Consider the following 25,486-nt stretch of genomic DNA (forward strand, 5'->3'; position numbering starts at 1 on the left):
TGCACATTCCGTTCCTATGTTGTGAACTTGATGCGTTGATCAGGACACGTATTTGTTCAGGAGGATGGCATGAGCGGGACTATCGAGATTCGCAAGGAAGACAGCTCCGACGGCGGACGCTATGCGGCTGTTCTTGACGGCAGCGAAGCCGAAATGACCTATACGAAGCTTGGTCCCTCATTGATTTCCATCGACCACACTTTCGTGCCGGATACGATGCGTGGCAAAGGCGTCGCGCAGGCGCTTGCCAAGAATGCCGTTCTGGACGCGCGGCGCAGCGGATGGAAAATCATCCCGCGCTGCAGCTTCATGCACGCGCAGGCGATGCGTCATCCCGACTGGTCGGATGTTTTCGGCAAGGAATAATCGCTGAACTAAAGCATGTCTCCCAAAAGTGGGAACCGCCTTCGCGGGGAAATCAGTCCACCGGACTGATTTCTGATTTCGCAACAATGGGATAAAGATGCACGTAAAAACAAAGAGATAGAGCATTTCCAACGATTCGATTTAAACTGGAAATGCTCTATTGCAGGTCGCGAATGCGGCGCGCCAGACTTTTGGGGCCGGATTTCTTGTCTTTTCCTGTGTCAGATTTTTCTGCCGCTTCAAGAATTGAATGGATCGGAGATTCCGGTCCTTCTTTTTCAGCGGTCGCAGCCACCATGCGGGCGGCGAGCACGGCCATTTCTTCACGAAGCGCTGCATTCTCGCGTTCGATTTCGGCCAACTCGGGGCTGTCACTCGCGCCAGCATTCTTACGGCTATAGCGCTCGATTTTTTCCTGCGCGTCGGAAAGCTCGGATATCAGCTTTTCAAGCTTCTGCTGCAGTTCACCATTGCGCCGCTTTTCGCTTTTCAGTTCCGTTTGTGCAGAGGTCAACTGGGTCGAAACTTCGTTGTAACGTGCTGCGGCTTCCTTGCGATCTCGACGCATTTCAGTCATCTCGTTTGTCAGACGGCTGTACTCCGTCTCGCTTCCACTTATTTCGATACGCAAGGTATCGGCCAGTCCCTCGAGCGCGCTGTAGTGGCTTTGCATCCGTTCCAGTTCCGCCTGGAGGATTTCTGCCTTTTCCAGCGCCGTGTCACGCGCCGTCTCGGCTTCTTTCGTCACCCGCTCGTGCTCTTCCAGTTGCTTGTCTATCTCAGCCTGGCTTTCTTCGAGCAGCGGAATGCGTTTCAGCTCTTCATATTGCCGGGCGAGCGTCACCTTCTGTTCCGCGTTCTTGTGGCGTTCGAGCTTCAGCAATTGTTCCTGACGGCTGACCGCAACGGCGTGTTCGGCGCGCAACCCGTCGCGGTCGGCACGTATCTCGGCCAGCGTTATCGGCAGTTCCGCCTGAACCTGCCGGCGCGCCAGAAAAAAGGCGCGGCGCCAGACCGAAGGGCCGAGCAGAACCACGACGAAAACTGTCACAAGAACGCCGAATATGAAAAAGAGAGCGGACTGGATCACGATTTCAAATAAGCCCGAACGGTTTCAGACAAGTATTTCCTATTCATAGTGCGCAATCGACCGTCTTTCCAGCCAGCTAAAACAATCTCCGGCTGAAAAGACACCTATGAGCAACTAATCCTTAAAACGGATTCCACGTCGGCGCAGCGGACAGCTTCAGATAACCGATATTCACGCCCAGCCTCGCGCCCACACCGGTGCGGATCGGCACCAGCATGATGTTCTCGCGTTTCAGGACGTTGAAGCCGACACCCGCAATGACATAGGCAGAGCCTGCAACACCGGCATAACGACCGTAAAGGTTCTGGATGTCGTCGAGATTGTAGACGAGCATCATCACACGAGAACCCTGCCCGCCGAAATCCCAGCCAAGCGAGGGGCCTTGCCAGTAGGTCTTATGGTCGCCTGCGTTCTTGGTATAGAGCGTGCCTTCGCCGTAGGTCAGGCCACCGATGAAAGCGCCGGAGCCTTCTTCACCAAGAATATAGCCGTTGGGCAGACCAAAACTCTGGAACGCCTTTTCGACCGCGCTTGCGATGCCACCCGAAGTCGACCCGAAGAACCTGTGACCAGATTCGACGATTTCCTCGGCAGTGTATGTATTCTGTGCTCTGGCCTGATTTGGCAGAGCGATGAAAGAAACAAACAGCGCCGCAAAAAACGCAACGAAGCACGCCGCATTGCGGAATCTGATTTGCGACAGGGATTGTATGGCCATGTAAAATTCCTTTTGGCTCTCCGCTCCTCTGTCTGACGGCCCTGTTAAAAGCCAGACCACGTCTCTTACGGACATTTCGGTCGAATCGCGCCTATTTTAGACCCGAATTTATTGTCCAAACCTTTAAGCATCGAAATTGGCTTTACGAAGGCATACGATTTCCAGCTTTTCACACTGATGTGAGGGAATGCCGGAGCCCGAAAGAACCGAAAAGAGAGCTTTGTTGCGGCGGTCCGATGGCGCGTGTATCCAGTTAAATCGACATTCCGGGCGATTCGCCCACCTTCATGCAGCGCGCAAACTCTGGCTTTGCGAACTGTCTCGTTAACCGATAACGGTCTGCTCACCCAACACGCTGGGACGAGCGGGATCGATCCGCGTTCCGGAGAAAACGCCATGCCAATGCCCGTTACCCTTTCTGCGCTCGACCTCGGTGCGCTTCTGTGCAGCAGGATCTGTCATGACATCATTTCGCCGGTTGGCGCGATCAATAACGGTCTGGAACTGCTGGAAGAAGGCGGAGCCGACGAAGACGCCATGGCGCTCATCAAGTCGAGCGCCCGCAATGCCTCCGCCCGCCTTCAGTTTGCCCGCATCGCCTTTGGCGCTGCAGGTTCGGCTGGCGTGCAGATAGACACAGGCGATGCACAGAACGTCGCCACTGAATATTTCAAGAACGAAAAGCCGGAATTCACTTGGGAAGGCACGCGTGTCCTTCTGCCCAAGAACAAGGTCAAGCTGCTTCTGAACATGCTTCTGATCGGCAATGCAGCCATACCACGTGGCGGCTCACTGGCTGTGCGCCTCGAAGGCGGAGATACCGAACCGCGCTTCGTCATCACCGTGAAGGGTCGTATGCTGCGCGTTCCACCGAAGTTCCTTGAGCTTCATTCAGGCGCCACCCCGGAAGAGCCGATCGACGCCCATTCCGTCCAGCCTTACTACACTCTGCTTCTGGCCGAAGAAGCCGGTATGAAGATTTCCATCCACGCCACTGCGGAAGACATCGTATTTTCTGCTGAATAAGCGCCCCTGAGCGCGGGGCCGACCCGCGCTCACACTGGCAAACAGTCATAAAACCCTCTATCAGTCAGGCAACGCATTTCCAGTGAGATGTGCGTCAGAATATATTCAGCGAAGGCGTGACAGCCAACACGCATTTGTGGAGGGGGACTGCATGGCGAATGAACCAATGACAGGTTATTGCCTGCTGGTCGACGATTCCTCCGTCATTCGCAAAGTCGCGCGCCGCGTCCTTTCCGAAACCATTGCAGAATTTGCTGAGGCCTCAACCGGCCGGGAAGCGCTCGAAACCTGTTTTGCGCGCATGCCAGACGTCGTTCTGCTCGACTATGACCTTCCGGACATGACAGCGCTGGAGGTCGTAACCGAGCTCCGCGCCATGCCGGGCGGCGACCGCCCCCGCATCATCCTGTGTCTTTATGAACTCGATGTGACCCGCATTATGCGGGCGAAGCGCGCAGGCGCCAATGGCTACATCCTGAAGCCGTTTGACCGCGCCTATCTCACCGAACAATTTTCAGGCATCCTGTCCGCCTAAATCCAAAAGCAGTCCCCAAAAAGCAAAAGCTCCGCCGAAGCGGAGCTTTTTACATTTCGAAGCCTGTTGCCGATCAGGCGCTTTCGCGCATTTCCGCATCCGGCTCACGCAGCACATAGCCGCGACCCCAGACAGTCTCGATGTAGCTCTGGCTACCGGAAACAGCGTCAAGCTTCTTGCGCAGCTTGCAGATGAAGACGTCGATGATCTTCAGTTCCGGCTCATCCATGCCACCATAGAGATGGTTGAGGAACATTTCCTTGGTGAGCGTCGTACCCTTGCGGAGCGAAAGAAGCTCCAGCATCTGGTATTCCTTGCCGGTCAGATGAACGCGCTGGCCGGAAACTTCGACCGTCTTCGCATCCAGATTGACCACCAGGTCGCCCGTCGTGATGACCGACTGAGCATGCCCCTTGGAACGGCGCACAATCGCATGAATACGTGCGATCAGCTCGTCCTTGTGGAACGGCTTGGTCATGTAGTCATCGGCGCCGAAGCCCAGACCGCGAACCTTGTCCTCGATACCGGCCATGCCGGAAAGGATAAGGATCGGCGTCTTCACCTTGGACAGACGCAAGGTGCGAAGAACTTCGTAACCAGACATATCCGGCAGGTTCAAGTCCAGCAGGATGATGTCGTAATCATATAACTTGCCGAGGTCGATGCCTTCTTCGCCCAGATCGGTCGTGTAGACATTAAAACTCTCGGACTTAAGCATCAACTCGATGCTCTGTGCGATAGCACTGTCGTCTTCAATCAAAAGGACGCGCATCTCTTATCCCCTTTCCGCAGCCGACCCGATGTCCCTCACGGCAGCACACGGAACTATCGTTGCCTGTGCATGAAGGTGCCAGCAAATGGTTAACAAAATATGATTCTGCTTGGCAAGCATATTTCTTCCCTGTTTAGAAAATTCTCTTACGCGCCTGAATCATAAAGACATTCTCATTCTGATGACTCTAAAGCATCGCATTAAGAATCTTTGCTAAGCGATTCATCTGACTCTAGCTTTCGCCTGTTGCCGAAAAACCACACGAGGTTTACCGAGCCTTAAGTCCTAACGCGTATGATTAACTTCGCCGGTAAAGGAATGGTTACCAAACGAGCGAATTCTTAACTTTTTGTTTCGCTTGTTGAGCCCTTTCGGAAGAACGGCTGCGATGATTTTCCCTTTAGGGGCTTGGATTCGCAAGGAGATTCGGCGGTGGATCGGGTGCGTTTTGCTCGTTTACACCTGTTAATAAAGTCGGGGGGAACGCCCCAACACATGAAGCTGGTTGGTGTTCAAGGAGTATTGCGTATGAAGCCACGTGAAAGCCTAGTCAGGCTGAAACTGTTCCAGGTGAAGGAAAAACGCCGTCAACTGGGCCAGCTCGACCTGATGATCGGCGAGTTCGAACGGATGGCCGGAGAACTCGACGCCCAGATTCTATCGGAAGAGAAAAAAGCTGGCATCACTGACATCAATCATTTCGCTTATCCGACCTTCGCCAAGGCGGCACGCCAGCGGCGCGACAATCTCTTCGTCTCGATTCGCGACCTGATGTCCCAGAAGGAAGCGGCCGAAGCCGAATTGTCGGCTGCGGAAACCGAACTGACGAAAGCCGAAGCGCTCGAAGAACGCGACGGTGGCAAGGCTCCGCGGGAAGTGATCGAGCGCCCTGTCAACCAGCGCCGCGCCATGATCGGCTGATCGAAGCGGCCATACGGAAATTCAAGACGCTGCTTTTGTGGAAAAGCGGCGTCTTGCCATTTGCTGCAAGCACCTCATTTTCCTCAGTATATTGATATTTAGAAATCAATATTTCTCGAGTAAAATCGGATTTGCATAGCTTCCTCCCCAGATGTAGTGAGGAAGGGCAATGCAGAAAACCTCCCCCTCAGGGCCGAATTCGACCCCAAGCAAATTCAGTTTCAGGAACAGAGCCAAGCCAATCCAATGGGTCTTGCTGGCTGTGTTTTCCGTTATTCTGATTTTTGCAGGGGAAGTGCTGCAGCTACCTGCCGCCATGCTCCTTGGCGCGATGCTCGGCGCAATCCTGATGGCTGCAGGCGAAAGCACCTTGCGGGTTCATCGCTGGCTGTCGCTGTTAGCCCAAGGCGTTGTCGGCTGCCTTATCGCCCGTTCGATCACGGCGGAGTTTTTCACCAGCATGGGGCAACACCTGCCCGTTATCCTGCTCTCCGTCGGCTATGTGCTGTTTACCAGCACTTTTATCGGCTATCTGCTCGCGCGGTTTCGCATCCTGCCCGGAACAACTGCTGTATGGGGATCTTCTCCGGGCGCTGCCACCGCAATGACACTGATGGCCGAAGCCCATGGAGCCGATGCTCGTCTCGTCGCCTTCATGCAATATCTGCGTGTAGTGCTGGTCGCCACAGCCGCTTCGCTCGTCCTGCGCCTCAGCACTGGCGTGGAAACCATTGCGCCTGTCGAAATCGTCTGGTTTCCGCCCATCGACTGGTCCACCCTCGGCCCGACAGTGCTTCTGATTGTCGGCGGCTCGTTCCTTGGAGAAATTCTCCGCATCCCCACCGGCGCCATGCTCGTGCCGCTTATACTGGGCGCATTGCTTCAGGACACCGGTTTCATCACCATCGACCTGCCACCATGGCTGCTCGCGGTCAGCTACCTGCTTATCGGATGGCGCATCGGCCTTGGCTTCTCACGCGCCATCATCGCTCATGCCGCGCGGGCTTTTCCAGCGGTGCTGACATCCACGCTGCTCCTCATTGCCGTTTGCGGACTGTTCGGCATGGCGCTCGGTCACGTGCTGGGACTCGATCCGCTGACCGCCTATCTCGCTACCAGTCCCGGCGGCGCCGATACGGTTGCAATCATCGCAGCATCAAGCAATGTCGACCTGCCCTTCATCATCGCAATGCAGACGAGCCGTTTCTTCATCGTGCTTCTGGCAGGCCCTGCCATCGCCCGCTTTGTCGCCGCGCGCATCGATAAGCGGATCATGAAAAAGAACCTTTAATACCAAGTCTCGTTGCGTTTGACTCATCGAGACTTGGTTAAGCCCGTGTGGCAATTGAGCATTCTCAGGGCGTGATGCGTTAGCATCTTAGCGCCCTGCTATAACAGCCCGATTGCCGAAACTGGCGGGGCCGTGTTACGCTTTCTGAATGACACAGGTTTGCACCCATCTCATGTTTCAGGGCAGTGCAGGCGCAGCTCTGGAAACATATCGTTCGATCTTTCCCGACTTCCTGATCGAGTCGATCAAAATCTATGACGACGCGAGCGGCAGTCCCGGGAAGGTGCAGATTGCGCGTGTGACCTTTGCCGAACACCGGCTGATCGTCATCGACAGCCCCATTCCGCATCAGTTCGATTTCAATCCATCCATATCGCTGTTCGTCGATTTCCATGATGAGGAAAGCCTGACCAGCGTTTTTGAAAAGCTTTCAGAAGGTGGTGAGACGCTGATGCCGCTCGACAATTACGGGTTCAGCAAGCTTTTCGCCTGGATCAAGGACAAATACGGCGTTTCCTGGCAATTGAACTTACAGGCATGACAAATAAAAAAACCCGGCTTTCGCCGGGTTTTTCGTCAATCAGGTTGAGATAGATCAGGCCTTCTTTCCGTGGAAACCACGGATGGCGCCGATGATCTTGTCATGATCGGCTTCCGACAGATAGGGGTGCATCGGCAGGCTCAGAATGCGGTTCGGCAGGCTTTCCGAAACCGGAAGTCCACCCGGCGCAACCGGGTAATGCTTGTATGCCGTCTGCTGGTGCAGCGGCTTCACATAATAGATGACCGAAGGAATGCCTTCCGCCTGAAGATGCGCCTTCAGGCCGTCACGGTTTTCGCTCTCGATGGAATACTGAGCCCATGCCGAACGGTTGCCAGCCGGAAGGGCGGGAACCTTGACGACATCCTTCAGCGCTTCGTTGTAGCGCTTGGCGATGCGGTCACGTGCTTCCATTTCGTCTTCCAGGATCGCAAGCTTTTCCAGAAGGACGGCAGCCTGAATCGTATCGAGACGCGAGTTGATGCCGATACGGACATTGTCGTACTGGGTTTCGCCCTTGCCGTGGAACAGGACCGAGCGCAGCGTATCGGCCAGTTCGGCGTCGTTGGTGAACATGGCACCGCCGTCGCCATAGCAGCCGAGAGGCTTGGCCGGATAGAAGCTCGTCGCGCCGACATGGCCGAAAGCACCACACATGACATTGTCACGCTTGCCGCCGATCGACTGCGCAGCATCTTCGATGACGAACAGGCCTTCGCGGTCAGCGATGGCGCTGATGCGGTTATAGTCAGCAGCCAGACCGAACAGATCGACCGGGATAATCGCTTTCGGCTGCAGACGGCCTTCCTTACGGATAGCGGCGATGGCAGCTTCAAGCTGTTCGATATTCAGATTGTATGTATCCGCGTCTACGTCGATGAACACCGGCTCTGCGCCAACCAGCGCAACAACTTCCGCCGTAGCAGCGAAGGTGAAAGACGGAACGAAGACGGCATCACCCGGACCGATGCCGCGTGCCATCAGGGGCATCTGCAAGGCGTCGGTGCCGTTGGCGCAGGCGATGACGTGTTCCACGCCCAGATATTCACCGAGCTTCTTTTCGAATTCGGCCACTTCCGGTCCAAGAATATAACGGCCTTCCGCAACAACCTTGGAAATGGCGGCATTGAGACGGTCTTCGATACGCGCGCGCTGCGCTCCAAGATCAATAAACTGCATGTTGGCTCCAATATATCTGGCCCGCACAAATGGATATGCGAATCCTCGGCAACCTATTTATTCGCTTGCGCCCTGCCCGGCTATGGCCAGAGCGTTCAAAGTTTTGCGATTCCTGTAACACCGCTTGACGCAGTTGACGCGGATCGCACGGCTCCCCTTTAGTGCGGGTGCCGGACAGTGCCTTCCGTGAGGATACGCAGCACACTGATTGCTTCCTTGCCATCGGTACGCGGCTTTTCGCGCGTCTCGATGCAATGCAGGAAATGCTGCAATTCGCGTGTCAGCGGCATGCCTTCCTCAACCGGGATATAGACAGGCTCGACGGATTTGAAAGACCACTGGTCGTTTTCCCGCCAGACTTCATGGCTGTAGAGCGCAAGCTTGCGATCCCATGGTTCGCCGTCATCGAAGACAGCCATGCCCTTTGTGCCGGTAACGGTCAGGCGGCGCTCACGATAGGCATTCAGGCGCGACGCAAACAGGTGGCCGCGGATGCCATTCGGAAAATCGAGATGAAGATGGGCGATGTCGGTGAGATGATCGAGTGTCGCAACACCCTCTCCGCGAACCGCGCCCGGTTCTTCCCCGGTGATAGCCAGGATCATCGAAAGATCGTGCGGCGCAAGATCCCACAGGGCATCGAACTCGTTGTGGAACTTGCCGAACCCGACACGATGCGAATGCACATAGCGAATGTCGCCGAGCTCACCGCTTTTCACCATGTCGAGAAGCTTCTCGAAGGCCGGGTGGAAACGCAGCACATGGCCAACCATGAACACGCGACCGTTTTCGCGGGCAGCTTCCACTTCGGCTTCTGCAGCCGGAATGTCGAGCGCGATCGGCTTTTCGACCAGAACGTCCTTGCCGTTTTTCACTGCCTGAATGGCATATTGTGAATGAAACTGCGCTGGCAGCGCCAGAACGATGCCATCAATGTCTGGATGCGTGAACAATTCATCGACGGGAATGCTCGGAACATTGAACTCGGTCGCGAAGCGTTCCGCCTGTTCTGCCCTTGAGTCCGAGACTGCCTGAAGGGCACCGAGGCTCTTCAGGGTACGAATGTGATTGCCGCCCCAATAGCCGCAACCCAAAACCGCAATACGAGGTGCCATAAAACTATGCCTTTGCTGATGCCAAGTTCCTTATCGGTGCAAATGATAGAAAACAAGACGAAAGCTATGCGAAGAGTGCTTGACAGCATTTCATTCCGCACATATACCGCCGCCATTCCTTGCAGGAACAACGATTTGTCCCACCGGAAACGGCGATCATGAAGTTGTCTCTGTAAAGCGACGCGTGGCGGAGTAGCTCAGTAGGTTAGAGCAGAGGAATCATAATCCTTGTGTCGGGGGTTCGAATCCCTCCTCCGCTACCATCGTTCTCCCTCTCCAGACATCTGTGTCAAATGCCTATAGCTTGACCGGCTATCGATGCGCTTTATGTTGTGCGCGTCATTATTTAACGTCGGCACATTCATGCAAATCATCGCTCTCGATCATGTTCAACTGGCTGTAGCGTGACGCTCGTTTCTGACATTTTGACGCTCGTTTTTAGACAAACGCAAAATTCCTAAGCAGCCTCTAAAAACATCCTGAAGGATCGTTTGAGGGGCTTTTAAGCCCCTCCACTGATTATTACCTCTTTGACGGCTTTCCCCTTGCCGCCGCCTGCGGTGTAGGTCAGCGCCACGTCCTCGATGTCGAAGGCGGAGAAGATCGTGCGGATTTCCGGCACGTCATTGATCGACAGAATGAAGCGGCCTTTGATCCGCGCCAGCCGCTCGGCCATCACCTCGTATTGATCCCGGCTGAATAGCTCTTTGCCATAATAGTCCTCTGTCCCCCAATATGGCGGATCAAGATAAAACAGCGTCTCTGGCCGGTCATAGCGATCAAGGAACACCTGCCAGTCGAGGTTCTCAATCACCACGGAAGTGAGACGCTCATGAACATCCTGAAGAAGCGGTGCCAGCGTGGTCAGGTTGAAACGTGAGCCGCCGCCACGATCCACGCCGAATGATCGGCTGGCGACCTTACCGCCGAACGTCAGGCGCTGGAGATAAAGAAAGCGTGCAGCGCGTTCCAGATCGGTGAGCGTGGCCGGATCGCTGGCCTTCAGGCGATCAAACTCTTGGCGGCTGGTGATCTGGAAGCGTAGCGTATCCATGAATTGCGGATAATGGCGCTGAAGGATGCGAAACAGGTTCACCACATCGCCGGAGCGATCATTGATGAACTCGGCCCGTGGTGCCGAGGTCCGCCTGAAGAACACGCCCCCCATGCCGACAAATGGCTCTGCATATATAGAGTGTGGCACCTTCGCTATCTGGTCGCAGATGCGCCGGGCAAGTTGTCGCTTCCCTCCAATATAGGCGGCAGGCGGCGAGACTGGATCAACGGCGGTGAAGTTCGATTGGATATTCATTCTATACGTCTTACTGAGAATCAGTCACAAGCCGCCTGCCCGAAAGGGCAACGGATGCGACGGTTATCTCTTGGTGCTGTCGGGCGGGTTGCTCTTGCCGGAATGGCCCGCCGCCACGAATTGACGTGGCCGTCCCTACTTCAGCGCTTGGCCGAAATCTTCATATTGAGCGCGAACGAGAAGATCGCGGTCGCGCAAATTCAAATCTCCTATTGGCTTACGGCCTGTCAGATCAGGCCAGTAATCACCGGCTCCAAGCTTCCACAGATGGCGCATGGGCAGGCTGTTCACGACAAGGCTGTCGGGGGGGTAAACCTCTATGGCGACCGCCTCCGAGCCAAAATGCATGTTCTTCAGTTCCTGAAGCTCATCCCAGGTGATGGAGCCGTCATGCTCGACCGAAAGCAGGCCACGGGCACCATCCAGATGAACGGCAATGATGGCGGTATTTCTCACGCTTCCAATCCCATCACGTGGCGCGTGAACTGGTCAACACGCTCCTTGGATAGTGTGTTCGAAAAGCCCTTTTCCGAAGCTCCAAGCGGCGGTGACCAAGGCATATAGACTTCGACCGTTTCAGGGACTGAATGAACACGACGATAAACAGCCCAAGGGATCGCTTTCATCATGGCTTCCATCTGCTCGCCGCCGAGGCCCTCATAAAAATAAGAGGTTCCCGCAAACGATCCATCTGGATTGAACTTCTGAAGGGTAAAATACGGCTTCTGAAACTTGCTCATCACTTCTTTCCCTTTTCAGGCGCTTCAAGCTCAATGCTGGTGGTGTAGGTGTCTTCAAAACGATGCTCGACGCTGGCAGCGCGCCATTCGCCGTCGAACTCCTTGCGAAAACCCACAGCGTTGATCGGTGCGTCTGCCATGACTTCCGGCCTACCAGCTATGGTCAGGGAACCTTGTCCGGTCGCACGCGCCAACCGCGCTCCTTCCGCCTCAGCGGCCTTCTTTGCCTCTTCCTGAGAGGCGTAAACCGTCCGCAAACGGCGCGTCGGTCCCTCAAGGCCGGTGGCGTGTTCCTCATAAACCGTCTTGTTGCGGCGGCGGTCATACCAGCCTGCAGTCGCCTTGCCATATTTCGGGCGCGGCTCGATCGAGAACTCGCCTTCGGAACAATCGCCCTTAGTGATGGTGATTGGCGGCAAGCTGCCACGCTTTAGAAACAGAAAGGTGTTGTCCTTGATCGAGAACAGCGCGCCGGTGCGATCGGCGAGGCGAGTGAGGAAATCAGCGGCTGACTGCCCGGTGCGGGCAATATAGTCCAGCTTGGCATTCGCAATCTCAGGACTGACCTTGGCCTTGTAGCCGTGACGCTTCGCGAGCTGCTCGACAATCGCGCCAACGGTCTCACCGTCGAAATGCTCAGAGAGCGGTTCCTTCACGTCAGCGCGCAGCTCCGCCGACTTGCAGGAAAAGGTCAGGCGCTCGCCGTCACTCCCAAAATTATAACTGGCGCGCTCAAACACAAAGGTGCCCATCTTCCACGTACCGACGCCCTTGAAACCGAATCGGATTTCAATCCTCGCGCCTTTCTGCGGGATTTCGATTTCATTGCCGGTATCGTCAAACACCAGTTCCAGCGTGTCAGCGCTCTGGCCCGGTTCATCCCGAATGGTTGCAGAGACAAGGCGCTGATAAAAGGCATCGTGGACGGTTTTGCCCTCGATACTGACTTCGATAAACGGATGCGATCGCTCCATCAGCTCCAGAGCCTCACAGTCTTGATTTCGGTGGAAATGGTCATTTCCGGCATGGCAATGACGGTGCCGCGTGGAAGGACGAGGCCGAGCCGCGCCAGCCCCGGATTAGCCGCATAGGTGGCTTCCAGATATCCCTTGAGCTTGGCGACCTGAACACGGTCGCCGGTCCACTGCATGAGATAGTCATAGCAGGCAAGATCAAGTGTCACGTCTTCCAGATCGACCGTAACAGTTCCAGCAGGGATCAGGCGCACAGTCATCCGAACAGCCCCACTGGTTTGCCGTCACTGGAAAACGGCGCAACCTCGATCGAGAACTCGATCTTGCGGCCAAAACCCTGCCGGTTGATCAGGGATTGCGTGTCCTGAACGTTGAGAATCACGACACGGCCAAACAAGGTCGCAGCCATGGAAAAACCGGTCGCCCAACCCAACATGAGAACGGGCCGCGCTGCAGCCTGCGTGACGCGGATCGCCTCATATTCCGCTCGGCCTCCCATTTCGTCGGGGAAAAGCAGGCCGGTAATGGTCAGGCGGTCATCGCCATATCCGGTGAACTGGCGACCGGGGCGACCGCCAAAGCGGCTGATCGTCGGCCATAATGCCTCGGTACTCCGCTCGATCTGCTGGAAATTTAAAGGCGCGATCTCAAAGATATGCGGCCCAAGCGCGAGCAATGGCGTGCCCATCTATTCGGTACCTCCATGCAAAGCCCCGGATTTGCCGCTCATCAGTTGCGCGCCGCGTCGGCCAAACTCGGCTCCTGCTGCCTTCACGGCTGCCTGTGGGTCGGAAACACCGGTAATGTGGATTGGACCTACATTCAGATTTGGCGTCTGTCCGTTGACCACAGTAATCGTCTGATCGACCTTGGCGTCACCGAGTGGATTGCTAACGTTTGAAAGCGGGGTCTCGCCACTGCCAATTCCGGGCGGCACAAGCGCACCGGCACTGGAATTCACTGCATCCTTGACCACATTGACGCCCTTACCGGCTATGCTCATGAGGTAGGTCAGCCACTCTGGCGGAGTCGGCCAATTGATATTCAGATTGAAATTCAACAATCCGCCAAGCCAAGCGATCTTCTCCTGAAACCATCCTTCAACGGACTGCCATAGGGACTTAAGCCCGTCCCATAACGAATTCATCCAGCTCACGCCGACATCATAGAACTGCTTGGCCTTGGCCTTTCCCCAAGCGGAGAGGGCTTCGGCGGGGACGACGCCTTGCTCCAACCCCATCAGAGAATTAGCTCGATCCTTTACGCCCTGCCACATCTGGCCGAACCAGCTCTTTTCGACATCCTGTTCGAACTTGCTCCAGCCTTCGGCGTTCTTGCGGAGCTGTTCGAGGCGTTCTTCCGGCGTCCGCCCGATGTCATCAAGGATTTGAAATCCCATCGATAGCATCCACGAACCGGCCATGATGCGGCGAAGGCCGGTCGCCATGGTCCGCGCACGGCCCTGCGTTGCGATGATCTGGCGACTGGCCTGCGCCGCGCCCGATGCGATTCCGCGAATTCCAGCCGCGACAACGCGTGACGCGCCAGCAAATAGGCCAAACGTCCGAAGCACGGCTGCGGCACCCAACCGCATCAGAAGCCAGCCCTTGGCGACGTTGCGGCCTGCGCTGTTGAATTTTAGGAAGAAGCCAAGTAGCGGCAGAATACCCGCTCGCATACCGGCGAAGACGACGCCCAGAACCTTGCCCGCGATCGAAAGCCCCATGAGCGCGGCAATTGCAGTCACGAGATACTTGGTCAATTCGGGATTGACCGCTGCCCATTCCGCAAACCGATCAATGATCGAGCCGACCTGCGTCGCCAGTTCAAGTAGCGTCGGCAATAGCGCGTCACCGATAACGATAGCGCCACGGTTCAGCTTATTGACCAGCAATTCCCATTGCTTGACTGCGCCTTCTGCCTGTTTTGCGGCTTCCTCGGTTGCCGAACCGGCATAGTCGCTTTGATTGGCAACCAGCTGTAGGGCCTGCGCCAGAAGCTGCGGGTTGTCGATGAGCTTGGCGAAATCCTTGACGTAATCCTGCCCGACGATGTCCTTGAGTGCGGCCTTGCCGTCATCGCCCTTCGACGCCAGCAATTCAAAGAATTTCAGGATCGCGCTCGCGCCGTCCGTCTGGATGTCCTTGAGCAGCTTTTCACGCGAAACGCCGATATCCTCAAACGCCGCATCGATCCTCTTGCCGCCCGCCAGAATGCGGGTCGCAAAGGCATTGAAGCCACGTGCAGCGGTTTCCGGCACAGCACCGGCAGCGACCATGGCTGTGCCGAATGCAGCTGCCTCGACGGCGCTAACCTTCAGAATACCGGCAGCGCTGGCAGCGCGATTGGTGAAATTGGTGATCTCTTCGGCCTTCGCGGCCATATTGTTCGAAAGGTGGTTCGTCGCATCGCCGAGATCTTCGATGCCTTCCTGATTAAGCCTGTAGACGTTTCGAAGCTTGGCAAAGCGCTCGCCAATTTCCTGCCCGGCCATATCAAAGGCCACGGAAGCTTTCGCAACGTATGTCGAGAATGCTTCCAGTTCCTCTTGCGGGACGCCGCCTTGGGCGGCTTCAGACATCAACTCCAGCAAGTCTTTTGCGGCAACCGGGATAAGTGCGCTCGTGTCGAGAGCGAACTTGCGCAACTGTCGGACACGATCGACCGGCAAGTCGTTCAGGACTTTTTCCAGCCCCTTCATGGACTGGTCAAACTGTGCAGCCTTGATGACCGGCGCGCCGATGGCGAGCGCTTGACCAAACGCGCCGAGAAGCTTGCCGCGCGCCTGCGACAGCTTCGTTTCGGCATTCTTCGTCGCAGCCTCGATATTGTCGATCGAGAAGCCGTTCTTCAGCGCGTCAGAAAACCCGCCTTTGAAATTGTTAATGCCGGAACCGATGTTCTGCAGCGCCCCGCGCACTTTCTGCGCGGGGCCGCTCACCTGATCGATCAACCGGATTAGAAGTGAAACATCCATATCATTCGTCCGGTTTCGCGCCACGGCCCGTCAGGCGAGGAATTTCCGCCCGATAGGCCAGCATTTCCGCCCAAGGGAGCTGGTCTATGTCGTCAGGTCGCCAGCGGAAGCAGGCTGCGCAGTCTGCCCCGAACTCGAAGACGCGAAAGAGCGGAGTGCCGGAAAAAAATCGAGGAAGCCTTCCGCAAACTTCATCAGATCGAGCGGGTCGATCTCGTCAATGAATTCGGGCTTTTCACCACACATGCTGGCGATGATGGAAGTCAGTTCATCAAGCGTTTCGCGTACAAACAAGGCGCTGATGACATCAACGGCGAGCTTGGCAACGTCCACGTTGTCCTTGTCGATCTTGACCGCCGAAGGCTCCTGATCGCCAATAATGCCCTTCAGGACATCGGCACCGAGCAGGACAGCAAGCCGCTTGACGTGAACTGTGCGAGGGCGGCGCATCGTGACAGTATCGCGGGAGGCATCCTTGCCGTCCTCGCCTTTCACCGGCACCGGGAAATCGAGCTTGATTTTCACTTCAAGTTTTGGCGTGGGCTTGGTCAACTCGTTTCTCCATCAACCGAACAGAATGCGGCGGCGCGCGGTGTTGTACGGCTGGAAATTCCAGATATCCCAGCCGCCCTTCTTGAATGAGAAACGATGCATGATCTGGTTGTCCCAATACTCGGTATAGGTCCAGATGCCGTTGATCTCATGGTCATAGCCTGTGGCCTTGCCGCCCGACATTTCTTCGCCTTCGACCTTGGAAAGACGGCCCTGCACATCGATGGCGTGCTCATGCTCCTTCCCGTCTTCCTCGGAAACGACGAGTTTGCGACCCGTGAATGGATAGCGGATGCCGGGAGCGCCGCCGAACAAGCCGATGGTTTCGGGCGTGTGGCTCTTGATCTTGAAAGGCATGGTGAATGCTTTGACGCCGAGGCCAGTGATATTGATGGCCATGTCGCTGCCGCCCGGCTGGAACTCTTCGGTGTTTTCTTCCAGCGTCGGCAGCTTCATGGTCTCGATATCGAGCGCCAGATTGGTGTTGTCGTTCACATAGAGCGTAAAGCCCCGGATGATGCGCAAAGTCATGGGTAGCTCCCGTTAGGCCGCGACCACGTCGCTGATATTGACGGAGAAAGAGACCGAGGTCCGGCGCTGGATTTCGGCAGCGAGGTTGTCGAAATACTGCTCGTTGCGGCGCGAACCGAAGATCAGGTCTTCAAGCGGCGGAGCTTCCTCGGCATCGAACTCGACGCGCAGCTTGCCGTCACGCAAGGACGCATTGGTATTCGTCTCCCGCTCCCAGAACGCGCGACCGCCGAGGATCGCACCGGCGACGGTCAATTCGTCAAGGAACTCCTGAAGCGTGCGGATTACAGCCGTCACGAGTTGGACCGACAGATTGTCGTCGTTTGCCCAGCGGAAAGACCGGATGATGGTCTTCTCGATCGTGGCGCGGGTGCGGACAACGTTGATAAACTTCCAGAGCGGATCATCGGACGTGGTGCGATTGCCCCACAGAATGCGGCCATTGGCGGCGAACTGACCGCCAATACCCTGCACCAGCCGCGCCGGAATGAAGGTGGCAATGCCCGCTTCGTTCAAAAGGTTGGCTTCGTGATCGATCTCGCCATCAAAATAGGTGATCGGGCGCGCCGTTCCGAGAATGCCGAGCGTTTCCTGATTGGACGGCGACCAGTACGGTCCGCCTTTCTGCTTATCGCGCTTGACTATCAACCCGGCTGCAAAGGGCGAAGCGGGCTTCGTGACGATATCCGTGCCGCTGGAAACCCGGACGAACGGATCAAGCAGATAGCAATAGCGCGATGCGAAATCGGCCCGATATTCGAGGCTCTTTTCCCGCGTCGGCCCGCCTGTATCGAGTACCGCAACGGCGCGAAGCTTTTCGGCCACCTGTTGCAGCGCATCGGCAAGTGGGTTTTTGGCGTTGTCCACGCGACCGGCAGAATGCCCCGGTGCAAGCAGGATATCAGGTTCAACCCCGACATGGCCGAGCGCATAGGAAAGCGCATGAACTCCGGTCATGCTCGCAGCCGAGCCGATCAGGTTTGTCATCGTGGCTTCAGGCGTTGCGCCTTCTTCCTCGCGACTGAAAACCAGCATCGCCTCCACGCCCTGAGCGCGAACCGCATTCACGATATCGATTCCGGTGCCAGTGGCTCCCAAGGCGGCGATCTTGTCCGCTTCGTGGGTATAGAAGGCAACCGGCTCGCTGACAGGGAAAACCTTCGGATCGGCATCGGGCGCGATCACGGCAGCGCCGATAGTCGAAACATCCGCAACTTCCATCGATCGGGCTTCGCTGCCGACCTGAATGACGCGGGTGCCATGGTTGAATGGTGAAATGGCCATTAAGTGTCTCCAAAACCCGTTCTAAAGGGCGCTTAAAACCGTCTTGGAGAGATTAATCAGGACGCAAAACAAAACGCCCCTGACAGTGTCAGGGGCGATGAGGACTGATCGGTTCAGAAGATGGAGGCATATTACGCAGAAGAATTGCGTTCGCCAAGATGCCTTCGCTGATCAGGCTAAAACGGCTTCTTTCGCGACGTCTGCTTCGCTAACATGGCTGTGTGAAGCCTTCGGTCTAGCAAGAAAATTAATCTCAGGATTGAAAATTGCACCAAATGCAGGGAATGGGCCGCCCGTTATCTGGTCAATGTAAAAGTGTTCGCGCAGGACCGATGCAAAAGCCCTGTAATCGAAACCCATGTGATCAAAATAATAAGCAAAACCCGGTGCTATTTCACTGCATGGGCGTTCTTTGGGCGGCACATAGGCGAACGAACGCAATATATTGCCAATCCGAGCATCATACGCACCGAACCGTCTGACCATCCGAAACAGTCCCTTATAAAGTGAAGGAATACCTACCTCGATCGGTAAGCCAATGACGATCTTACCTTGATCATTCAGGACACGCTTGAACACATTGAATGCGTCTTCAGTCTCCTTCGAAGGAAGATGCTCAAACACCTCCAAACAGAAAATTAGATCAACGCTCGATGTGCTTATCGTTTCAACTGTTTCCGTGAATACAACGTTTGGGACGCCATTGAGGTTCTTTTTCGCCTCTTCCATTAGGTTCTTTGTGGGCTCAAAACAGATAATTTTCGCATCAGGATACAGAACGGCGAGCGTCTTGATTATTTCCCCGTTACCGGCACCATAGTCAACGATACAACGCGGTCGGAATACAGGATTGATCAATCGCAATGACGTGGTCAATCGCTTACGTTGCAGCCAGCGCTTTATAATATTCTTATCGTTGAATGTTATATTCGCATAGTTGGATTGGTTGTTTAGTGACAATTCGCACCGCCCCCCTTGCTTAAAATATATGCCCCAATTGATCGGGGCATAACTACGGCCTTTTTGATTGTCAATTATATTCAAACCACCTCGCGACGAGCATTACGCTCAATAAGCGTTGTCAGTACCGCACGTGGTTTCTCCGATCACAAAAAAACCGCCCCTGAGGGCGGCTTAGAATTTGCTTAAATGCACTAAATGCCTAAAGCATCGCAGCTTGCCGCCAAAAATCATCCTTCTGCTCGGCAGTCCAACTCAATGCCTCCCGAACAGTTTCCGCCAGTGGATGAGTTCGGTGAAAAGTAGCTGCACCGACGATGAACATTTGTGCATTGAACTTGTCATCGTCGCTCGGAAGATGATTGATAATGGCTTGGATTGGGGCTGGAATAATCCCGCCTTGCATCGCCGCGAGAGCGTCGGCTTTGGTGATGATGCCCATTACCGCCAGATGTTGGAAAAACTGGCGACGGCTGATTTCATCCGGGATCGGCTCCGGCTCCGGTTCAGGCTCAACAATAGCCATTCCATTCCACAATTTGCCGTAGACGGTGCCGCCGAGACCGCGTGTATATCCGAAATCACTATCAATGCCGATCAGGTGACCGGCGAGTTGGGAAGCTTGGAAGTCAGTTTCCATGGAGTAAATGCGACCATTTTCATCAACGGCGATATAGAACGGATGCGGAAACTCTTTCGCGAGGTCAAACCAGTCCACCCCGTTTTTGTCGCGGAAGATGAGCACTGGCAACTCGCGAGGTTCGCTGAAAACAGGTTCCCCATCCCCGTCAATTCCTATCTGGATCGGCGGAACGGTAATAATGTTCTCGCCAGCGGTGAATATGCCGAAATCTTTCATTACCAACCTCCTAATGCCCGCCATCCAGCGTTCGGGATGTAAAGTTGTGGCTGTCGCAACCCCACATCGGCCACCGCAACGCCACCACGCTTAGTGACGTGAGTGACAACATAGCCGGAAGATCCTCCGCCTCCCGATGTTCCGCCCCCGTCAAGCAGTACCTCTTGAGCGATGTATCCAGCAAAACGGTGATCAGTTACGCGCCAGTTAAGCTGATCCTGAATAGTAGCCAGCGTCCATCCACCGGGGCCAAGTCTGTCAGCATAACCAGCGCCGTCGGCCCAATTTGCGCCGCCGTTTGCTCGACCCCTGATATCGATTGGCCAATTGACACCGAAGTAAGTTGCGTCGACCTGCGTGGCGAGCTTGCCCGATGGACCGTCCCAACCGATGTAAATTACTCCGGAAATGAATTGCCGAACCGGAACATACCCAAGTTTTGCTTGGTAAATCGCATCGAAATAGGCTTTCAGCGTAGCTTTGATGTTCGCCCATGTTGCTTTGAACATGGTCGAGCCGCCAGCTTCCACCCCTGCGAAAAAGTCGCCGTCTGCGGGGGCCGCTTTGCCGTTGGCACCGGCCATCGCGGCACCAACGGTTGCTGTCGTCGTCAGGGCTGGCAGTTGAGCAGGAGGCACTTTGCCTGTGCTATCCAAACTGGCGACCCCATCCGCCTTGCCCTTGTCGACTGTTCCAAGCGCGTCGAGGTTGGAACGGCCTTGCGCTTTTTCGGCTAAGGTAAATGGCTGCGCGGCATCAACCCGGACGCGGACGCCCAAGGCATTACCGACAGTCGTTGCGAACTCCGGATCATTGCCAAGTGCGTCGGCAAGCTCTTTCAGAGTGTCAAGCGCTGCCCCGGAACCATTGATGAGGTCATCGACCGCCTTTTTGATCGCTTGTGCAACCTCTTCGGCAGTCATCCCGTCCGTGATCCCATAGCCGCCGAGCGTCGTCGGTTTTTCCTCCAGCTCGGCAAACTTGTGCTTGTGGTTGCTAAAAGAGGTTTCGAACGCCTTGATCTTTGCATCGATCGCCGAGAACGAGGTTGCAATTTTTGCGATCTCGTTCAACTGCAAGCCGGACGGAGAGGGCAAAGGCCAATTGTAGTTTGTCGTGTTGGCCATTCATCACACCTTTGAAAGTAGCATACGCAGGTTGGATATTTCCGGTCGAGCGGCAGGCGTCCCGGTCAGAACGATGCGCGTGCGCGCATCTTGGTTGACGGCTGGATAGTTGGAGCGGACAAAGGACTGCTCAACCAGTCCGTCGCCGAGCGGGGTCGCGCCTGACACGCTGACGGTCTCATAGTTGCCCGGTATGCCGATTTGCACCTGTGCCGATGAATTGGCCGGCAGCTTTGCATCAAACGTGACCAGCACCCGGTTTGCGTCCGTGGCATCCACAGCACGGGTGACGTAATCCGCGGTCGTCTGCAATTCCCCGTCAATGATCTGCACGTTCGGAAACACGAATGGCGTTACACGCTCGGTTCCGCGCAGCACCGCCGCGACCTGTATGGTTTCGTTCTGAATATACTGGTCGAAGCTGATGATCTGCCGGGGCGCGGCATTGATGACCTCACCATTGGGCCGGGTCAGCCGAATGACAACATCAACAGACGTATCAGGATATTCAACGCCAGCCCGAATAACCACATCCGACATGCGGGCCGGTGTAAATACTCCGATCGGCACGATCTTTTCCTTTGGCTCAAACTGACAGCCGATCAGTTCAAACCAAAGATCGGCCTCGTTGTGCACTGTCCAGGTCGAAGCGTTCGAAGATGAAAGCAGCACACCCACCGTAAAAGGCTGGCCGGTGATGATGCCATCTGTATCGAGATCAATCTTGCCAATCGCCGCAACGAAAAGCTCATGCTCCCCATCGTCGGTTAGAACGACAAACGCGAATTCCCGGCCACCAGGAATGAAGACCGGATATTTGAAATGCGCCGTGAATATCTCGCCTTCACGCAAGGCCGTGCCCGGCACGAAGGCTTCCGCGATCACTTCCGAAGTCGGCAAGCCCACTTCCACTGTCCTGATCTGCACCAGAATGGAGTTTGAGGCCGAGCCGATTTTTGCGCACATCAGCCGAATGCCTGCCAGACACCACGACTGCGCGAGCGTAAATGTCTGTGCCAAAGGGTCGTGTCCGCCGCCGCGCCCGCCACCGTCACCGCCACGACTGATCGGGGTCGAGCTGTTGGCGTTCGTGACGTTGGTTACATTCGTGACGTTGTTGATCACAGTGTTGTTAATGATCGGCTGCGGCATGCTTTCGGTGGAAGTCTCCAGCGAACTGGTCAGCCTGTATTCCTCAACCGTAATCTCGCCACGCCCGATATAGGTGCACCCAGCATCCGTCCCGACGCTGCCTTCAAAGAAGACAGATTTCGAGCCTGCCGGAACATTGACAGGGATGGTGAATTCGCCAGTCATCACTCCGTTGGCATCAGCCGTGCCGGAGACGGTAAAGGCGACTTCAATATCGTCAAACCAGACCTTGGACAGCGCTTCGTTCTCAATGAAACCTTCCAGCCGGAACTTGACATTGCGCGGGCGGATAAACTCGGCAGATATGATCGTCTCGCGGACCTTTTCCACTTGCTGTTCAAGCGAAATCCCCGTGATGTATTCCCCGTCCGACGCTTCAAAGGCTTGCGTTTCCGGCGACGTCCACGTGGTGCGTTTTTCCGTCCAGAAGTCGGTTGACGGCTCAACGCTGGCGCGGCCCGGCATCGGCGTGAAGGTCTGGTATGGGTTGATCTTCATCGAACCGCTGCGGCGATTCTGACGGATGACAACCACTTCGCTGTAATCCAGATGCTGAATTTCCATGAAGGCCGGAAACTCGTGTAGCGTCGGCTTGATAGGCAGGCGAAGCTTGCCGCCAACGATAGCCGCCGTCTGTGCAATGCCCTGATCGCGCAAGTCATCGTCAATGAATGGATCAACAAACAGCCCGCGCTTTGCAGCAACCTCGCGCGAAGAAATATCATTCTTCAGCCGCTCCTGCGCCACCAGATCGTAGACGTCGATCAACATCTTTTCCAGGCGCGTGATGCGATCATAGGTGAAGTTGCGCACTTGGGTAATCTCGACGCGGGGCGCACGCCCCCAGTCATTATAGATGCGCGCCAGCTCCAGCCGGTCGGAGGGCACTTCTGGCGGGCGAGGTCGCGAAACCGCCGACACGCCAGTCAGATACACCATGCCACCTGAAGGATCGACCGCGATCACATCGATGCGCGGCAGCTTGTAGCGATAATCGAACAGGACATTCGTGCCGTTGGCCGCACCCGTGACTGTAATGGTATCGCGCCCCACCTGATCGGGCTGGATATTCTCGTTGTAACGGTACTTGACCGTATAGGAACTGCCCGGTGCCGGTTCCTTGCCGGAAGGCGACCAGTCAATCTGGCCCTGCGAAAGCAGCCAGTCGGCAGGCGTTGTATAGATCGTAGTACCCGCCCTGATTTCGAGAATGGCCGTTACCGACGAATGCGGCAGCGGATCGGTCACACCGGCATAAGGGCCATGAACAATCGTATCAGTCGTTTCTTTTTCAACTGTGACACGACGCACCTCGGCAATCGGCGATTTCGACACCGCGAACGCTTGCGTTCCGCCTGTCTCGGCGGTGAAGGGATGCGGCTCGGCATCCACGTCGCGCAGATCGGGATTTTCTTCCACTTCGAAGCGGAAGGACTGGCGTCGAACGACGCGGCGACCGTTCACATAGGCCGTGCCTTCCGAAACAGAAAATGCCTGCTTGCCTTCGGCGTTCGGGCCAAGTTCTGTAACCAGAAAACCGTTATTGACGAAAGAACCGTTGCTTTCGCGCGTGACGGTTTCCATCGCCTTGTAGATTTCAGAATAATCGACATTGGTCGAAGTCGTGAGGATGACGCCGTCACGCACCTGGAACACGGAAAGGACTGGTTCTGCGTCGCCATCGAGCGAATGCCCCCACCTCACCGTGATTTCGATGCGCGCCGGGCCATCTTCAGCATAGGCTTCTGTGCCGTCGATATCGCCCTTTAGAGTGGCGTCCTCGATGTCAGTTACCAGCCGGTCCGAATGGCGAACGCCGATAACGATATCGCCCTTGTTCGGCAGGATGAAATCAGCCGCAGCAACATCGTGTACAATTCCGCCGAGATAGATGGCGCAGGCTGGTATCTGCACACGGATATGATCCTCATCGGGGCCTGCATCGCCTGCGGGAACCGTGACAATGGGATCGGTGCCGTCAACGATACGACCGTCCTGAAGAATATATTCGGCCACGCGGCGGGTATGGTCGAGCGAAATATCCTGAATTTCGTTCAGGTCTTTCGACTGAAGATAAAGTGTGCGGTCTGGGAAAGCGATCGCATGACGCTTTTGGGAGCGGTCATAACGGCTTCCATAGCCATCACGCTTGATGATGCTGTTCATCACGCCTCACAATTCGAGATAGGGATTGATTGCCTGACTGATCGTGCCGTCACGCACGATGGGAGGAAAACGATGCAACTGGAGCAGGGTGCCAAGGCTCGCGACATCAGCAAGCGGAATGAACATCTGTCCTGCTGGCACGCTTTCGTTGATTTTGGTGTCGAGGTAGACGCCGGTTTCACGCACGGAATCGCCGGTCGCATCACCAATGTCGAGCTTGGCTTCTAGCCTGATGGTGTTTGTCTCGGTTGACGAAACCGACCACGCCGAGCCGTCGCTGAGAATGATATCGCCGTTGGGGTCCGCCTTCATGTATGACCGTGCGCGAACCCGCGTCACGCCAATACAGTTTGTGAGAGCGCTTTCCTGAGACAGCGCTGCCAGTTGCTGCGTTTCTTCCTCGGGTGTTGGTTCCGGCAAACTATCCCACGCTGCATCGCCAGAGCCAACCGCAACGAAGAGCGGAGCTTGCATGAGATAACGCGCAAAGGCGACGCGGGAGCCTGCGACGAAAACGGATAAAGCCATTATGAAAACCCTATATGTGCTCTGGAAGCTGGCTTCCCGAAGCGGTCATGGACGAAAGGTGCATTCTGGAACGTCTGGATTGCCGGGTCCGAATACCGCGCTAGCACACCCGCCGATGCCACGAAGATTGCTATGCGCTGGCGCAACGGCAGCTGGTATGTGGCGCGGACAAATGATGTGATGACTGTATGCGTGCGAACACGGACGAAAGGTGCTGGCCAGAATTTTGTGCGGACGTTCTGGTTGACGCGCAGCGACAACACCGGCTCACCCGGCGAGCGACGGACGCCCGACCAGTTATTGAGGAAGGCATCGCCATTGAGCCGGTGCTTGTTCAACTGGAAAGCCCGCACATCCCAACCCGCAGTGACGCGCGCGAACTCGGAACGCAGGGGCTTCGAAGCCTTGACAAGCTGTGTCATCGGCCTGACGAAATCGGTGTTTCTTACTTCAAATGGCAAGTGAACCTGAAACCACCACCATTTGCGCTTCTTGGCCGGAAACTCCTCGATGTCACCATCATGGTTGATCCAGCGCAGCGCCTTATGCACGGCAGCAGGCGTACCAATAAGGCGTTGCCAGCTGACACCTTCGCGCAGAACAGCACGAAGGTCGGGCAGATAATCCTCAATTTCATTCAATCCATACTCAGCTACCAGATAGGGCACTATCTGGTCAGGCGGATTGAACTTGAAGGCATGCAGAGCTTCAATTGCGGGTCTAAGCTCCGGTCTCCGGTCCAGAGATTCAGACATAGCCCGTTCATAGCG

The 25,486-nt window shown here is 55.8% G+C and carries 27 protein-coding genes and 1 tRNA gene; 7 read left to right on the forward strand and 21 right to left on the reverse strand.

The annotated features are described in order from the left end of the window. The first annotated feature begins 69 nt into the window (after window positions 1–69). Window positions 70–366 (forward strand): GNAT family N-acetyltransferase, encoded by a 297-nt coding sequence (locus FG152_RS12165; protein ID WP_010659558.1) that lies wholly within the window; start codon window positions 70–72, stop codon window positions 364–366. Between the two features lie 157 nt (window positions 367–523). Here FG152_RS12165 and FG152_RS12170 read toward each other — a convergent pair whose 3' ends face one another. Continuing rightward, on the reverse strand, window positions 524–1,432 hold the full coding sequence (locus FG152_RS12170) for a coiled-coil domain-containing protein (protein WP_029376051.1): 909 nt from the start codon (window positions 1,430–1,432) through the stop codon (window positions 524–526). A 145-nt stretch (window positions 1,433–1,577) separates the two neighbouring features. Further along, window positions 1,578–2,174, reverse strand: coding sequence for a DUF1134 domain-containing protein (locus tag FG152_RS12175; protein ID WP_010659556.1), 597 nt, complete (start codon window positions 2,172–2,174; stop codon window positions 1,578–1,580). A 396-nt stretch (window positions 2,175–2,570) separates the two neighbouring features. On the opposite strand from FG152_RS12175, the gene chpT reads away from it, so the two are divergent. Together chpT and FG152_RS12185 are read left to right on the forward strand one after the other, a co-directional pair. Beyond that, window positions 2,571–3,200, forward strand: coding sequence for a histidine phosphotransferase ChpT (gene chpT / locus FG152_RS12180; protein WP_010659555.1), 630 nt, complete (start codon window positions 2,571–2,573; stop codon window positions 3,198–3,200). A gap of 151 nt (window positions 3,201–3,351) precedes the next feature. Further along, window positions 3,352–3,735: a response regulator gene (locus FG152_RS12185; RefSeq protein ID WP_010659554.1), complete on the forward strand. Its 384-nt coding sequence runs from the start codon at window positions 3,352–3,354 to the stop codon at window positions 3,733–3,735. A 73-nt stretch (window positions 3,736–3,808) separates the two neighbouring features. Here the strand turns inward: FG152_RS12185 and ctrA are convergent, their stop codons facing one another. Beyond that, window positions 3,809–4,507 carry a response regulator transcription factor CtrA gene (gene ctrA, locus FG152_RS12190; protein ID WP_010659553.1) on the reverse strand — a complete coding sequence of 233 codons (699 nt, stop codon included), beginning with the start codon at window positions 4,505–4,507 and terminating at the stop codon, window positions 3,809–3,811. 528 nt (window positions 4,508–5,035) lie between these two features. Between ctrA and FG152_RS12195 the strand changes: the two genes are divergently transcribed. The 3 genes from FG152_RS12195 (at window position 5,036) to FG152_RS12205 (ending at window position 7,260) form a co-directional block, all read left to right on the forward strand. Next, window positions 5,036–5,428 (forward strand): hypothetical protein, encoded by a 393-nt coding sequence (locus FG152_RS12195; RefSeq protein ID WP_006472627.1) that lies wholly within the window; start codon window positions 5,036–5,038, stop codon window positions 5,426–5,428. A 169-nt stretch (window positions 5,429–5,597) separates the two neighbouring features. Beyond that, window positions 5,598–6,719: an AbrB family transcriptional regulator gene (locus FG152_RS12200; protein ID WP_010659552.1), complete on the forward strand. Its 1,122-nt coding sequence runs from the start codon at window positions 5,598–5,600 to the stop codon at window positions 6,717–6,719. A gap of 148 nt (window positions 6,720–6,867) precedes the next feature. Beyond that, a complete protein-coding gene (locus tag FG152_RS12205) occupies window positions 6,868–7,260 on the forward strand; it encodes a VOC family protein (protein ID WP_029376050.1) in 393 nt (130 codons plus the stop codon). 54 nt (window positions 7,261–7,314) lie between these two features. On the opposite strand, the gene FG152_RS12210 is transcribed toward FG152_RS12205, so the two are convergent. Beyond that, a complete protein-coding gene (locus tag FG152_RS12210; protein ID WP_010659550.1) occupies window positions 7,315–8,439 on the reverse strand; it encodes a DegT/DnrJ/EryC1/StrS family aminotransferase in 1,125 nt (374 codons plus the stop codon). A 158-nt stretch (window positions 8,440–8,597) separates the two neighbouring features. Beyond that, window positions 8,598–9,554, reverse strand: coding sequence for a Gfo/Idh/MocA family protein (locus FG152_RS12215; RefSeq protein WP_010659549.1), 957 nt, complete (start codon window positions 9,552–9,554; stop codon window positions 8,598–8,600). A 186-nt stretch (window positions 9,555–9,740) separates the two neighbouring features. Between FG152_RS12215 and FG152_RS12220 the strand changes: the two genes are divergently transcribed. Beyond that, a tRNA-Met gene (locus FG152_RS12220) sits at window positions 9,741–9,817 on the forward strand. 239 nt (window positions 9,818–10,056) lie between these two features. Here the strand turns inward: FG152_RS12220 and FG152_RS12225 are convergent. The 16 genes from FG152_RS12225 to FG152_RS12300 form a co-directional block, all read right to left on the reverse strand. Further along, the gene (locus FG152_RS12225) at window positions 10,057–10,866 is read right to left on the reverse strand and encodes a DNA adenine methylase (RefSeq protein WP_151688317.1); all 810 of its coding nucleotides are present in this window, start codon (window positions 10,864–10,866) and stop codon (window positions 10,057–10,059) included. A 135-nt stretch (window positions 10,867–11,001) separates the two neighbouring features. Continuing rightward, on the reverse strand, window positions 11,002–11,322 hold the full coding sequence (locus FG152_RS12230; RefSeq protein ID WP_006472372.1) for a DUF7694 domain-containing protein: 321 nt from the start codon (window positions 11,320–11,322) through the stop codon (window positions 11,002–11,004). Further along, the gene (locus FG152_RS12235) at window positions 11,319–11,606 is read right to left on the reverse strand and encodes a hypothetical protein (protein ID WP_006472373.1); all 288 of its coding nucleotides are present in this window, start codon (window positions 11,604–11,606) and stop codon (window positions 11,319–11,321) included. Before FG152_RS12235 ends, FG152_RS12230 begins: the two co-directional genes overlap by 4 nt. Next, window positions 11,606–12,580, reverse strand: a complete 975-nt coding sequence (locus tag FG152_RS12240) for a phage late control D family protein (protein ID WP_498986639.1) — start codon at window positions 12,578–12,580, stop codon at window positions 11,606–11,608. Before FG152_RS12240 ends, FG152_RS12235 begins: the two co-directional genes overlap by 1 nt. Then, complete coding sequence (locus tag FG152_RS12245; protein WP_498986642.1) at window positions 12,580–12,840, reverse strand: tail protein X; 261 nt, start codon at window positions 12,838–12,840, stop codon at window positions 12,580–12,582. The genes FG152_RS12240 and FG152_RS12245 overlap by 1 nt, the downstream gene beginning before the upstream one ends. Further along, entirely contained in the window at window positions 12,837–13,268 is a 432-nt protein-coding gene (locus FG152_RS12250; protein WP_498986644.1) for a phage tail protein, read from the reverse strand. The genes FG152_RS12245 and FG152_RS12250 overlap by 4 nt, the downstream gene beginning before the upstream one ends. Continuing rightward, the gene (locus FG152_RS12255; RefSeq protein ID WP_498986645.1) at window positions 13,269–15,557 is read right to left on the reverse strand and encodes a phage tail tape measure protein; all 2,289 of its coding nucleotides are present in this window, start codon (window positions 15,555–15,557) and stop codon (window positions 13,269–13,271) included. It abuts the gene before it with no gap. Window positions 15,558–15,641: 84 nt separating this feature from the next. Further along, a complete protein-coding gene (locus tag FG152_RS12260; protein ID WP_498986648.1) occupies window positions 15,642–16,109 on the reverse strand; it encodes a hypothetical protein in 468 nt (155 codons plus the stop codon). A 12-nt stretch (window positions 16,110–16,121) separates the two neighbouring features. Beyond that, window positions 16,122–16,640: a phage major tail tube protein gene (locus tag FG152_RS12265; RefSeq protein WP_006472379.1), complete on the reverse strand. Its 519-nt coding sequence runs from the start codon at window positions 16,638–16,640 to the stop codon at window positions 16,122–16,124. A 12-nt stretch (window positions 16,641–16,652) separates the two neighbouring features. Next, window positions 16,653–17,924, reverse strand: coding sequence for a phage tail sheath subtilisin-like domain-containing protein (locus tag FG152_RS12270; RefSeq protein ID WP_498986651.1), 1,272 nt, complete (start codon window positions 17,922–17,924; stop codon window positions 16,653–16,655). 171 nt (window positions 17,925–18,095) lie between these two features. Next, on the reverse strand, window positions 18,096–18,968 hold the full coding sequence (locus FG152_RS12275) for a class I SAM-dependent methyltransferase (protein ID WP_498986654.1): 873 nt from the start codon (window positions 18,966–18,968) through the stop codon (window positions 18,096–18,098). A 118-nt stretch (window positions 18,969–19,086) separates the two neighbouring features. Beyond that, on the reverse strand, window positions 19,087–19,743 hold the full coding sequence (locus tag FG152_RS12280) for a hypothetical protein (protein WP_498986656.1): 657 nt from the start codon (window positions 19,741–19,743) through the stop codon (window positions 19,087–19,089). Further along, a complete protein-coding gene (locus FG152_RS12285) occupies window positions 19,743–20,870 on the reverse strand; it encodes a DEAD/DEAH box helicase family protein (RefSeq protein WP_006471551.1) in 1,128 nt (375 codons plus the stop codon). The genes FG152_RS12280 and FG152_RS12285 overlap by 1 nt, the downstream gene beginning before the upstream one ends. A 3-nt stretch (window positions 20,871–20,873) precedes the next feature. After that, entirely contained in the window at window positions 20,874–24,188 is a 3,315-nt protein-coding gene (locus FG152_RS12290) for a DUF4815 domain-containing protein (protein WP_006471552.1), read from the reverse strand. Between the two features lie 6 nt (window positions 24,189–24,194). Continuing rightward, window positions 24,195–24,716, reverse strand: coding sequence for a BW3TFN family phage tail fiber component (locus FG152_RS12295; protein ID WP_006471553.1), 522 nt, complete (start codon window positions 24,714–24,716; stop codon window positions 24,195–24,197). Further along, a complete protein-coding gene (locus FG152_RS12300) occupies window positions 24,716–25,471 on the reverse strand; it encodes a phage tail protein (protein ID WP_051051150.1) in 756 nt (251 codons plus the stop codon). The genes FG152_RS12295 and FG152_RS12300 overlap by 1 nt, the downstream gene beginning before the upstream one ends. Between the last annotated feature and the right edge of the window lie 15 nt (window positions 25,472–25,486).

Source organism: Ochrobactrum sp. XJ1, from assembly GCF_024701725.1.
GTDB classification, from domain to species: domain Bacteria; phylum Pseudomonadota; class Alphaproteobacteria; order Rhizobiales; family Rhizobiaceae; genus Brucella; species Brucella anthropi.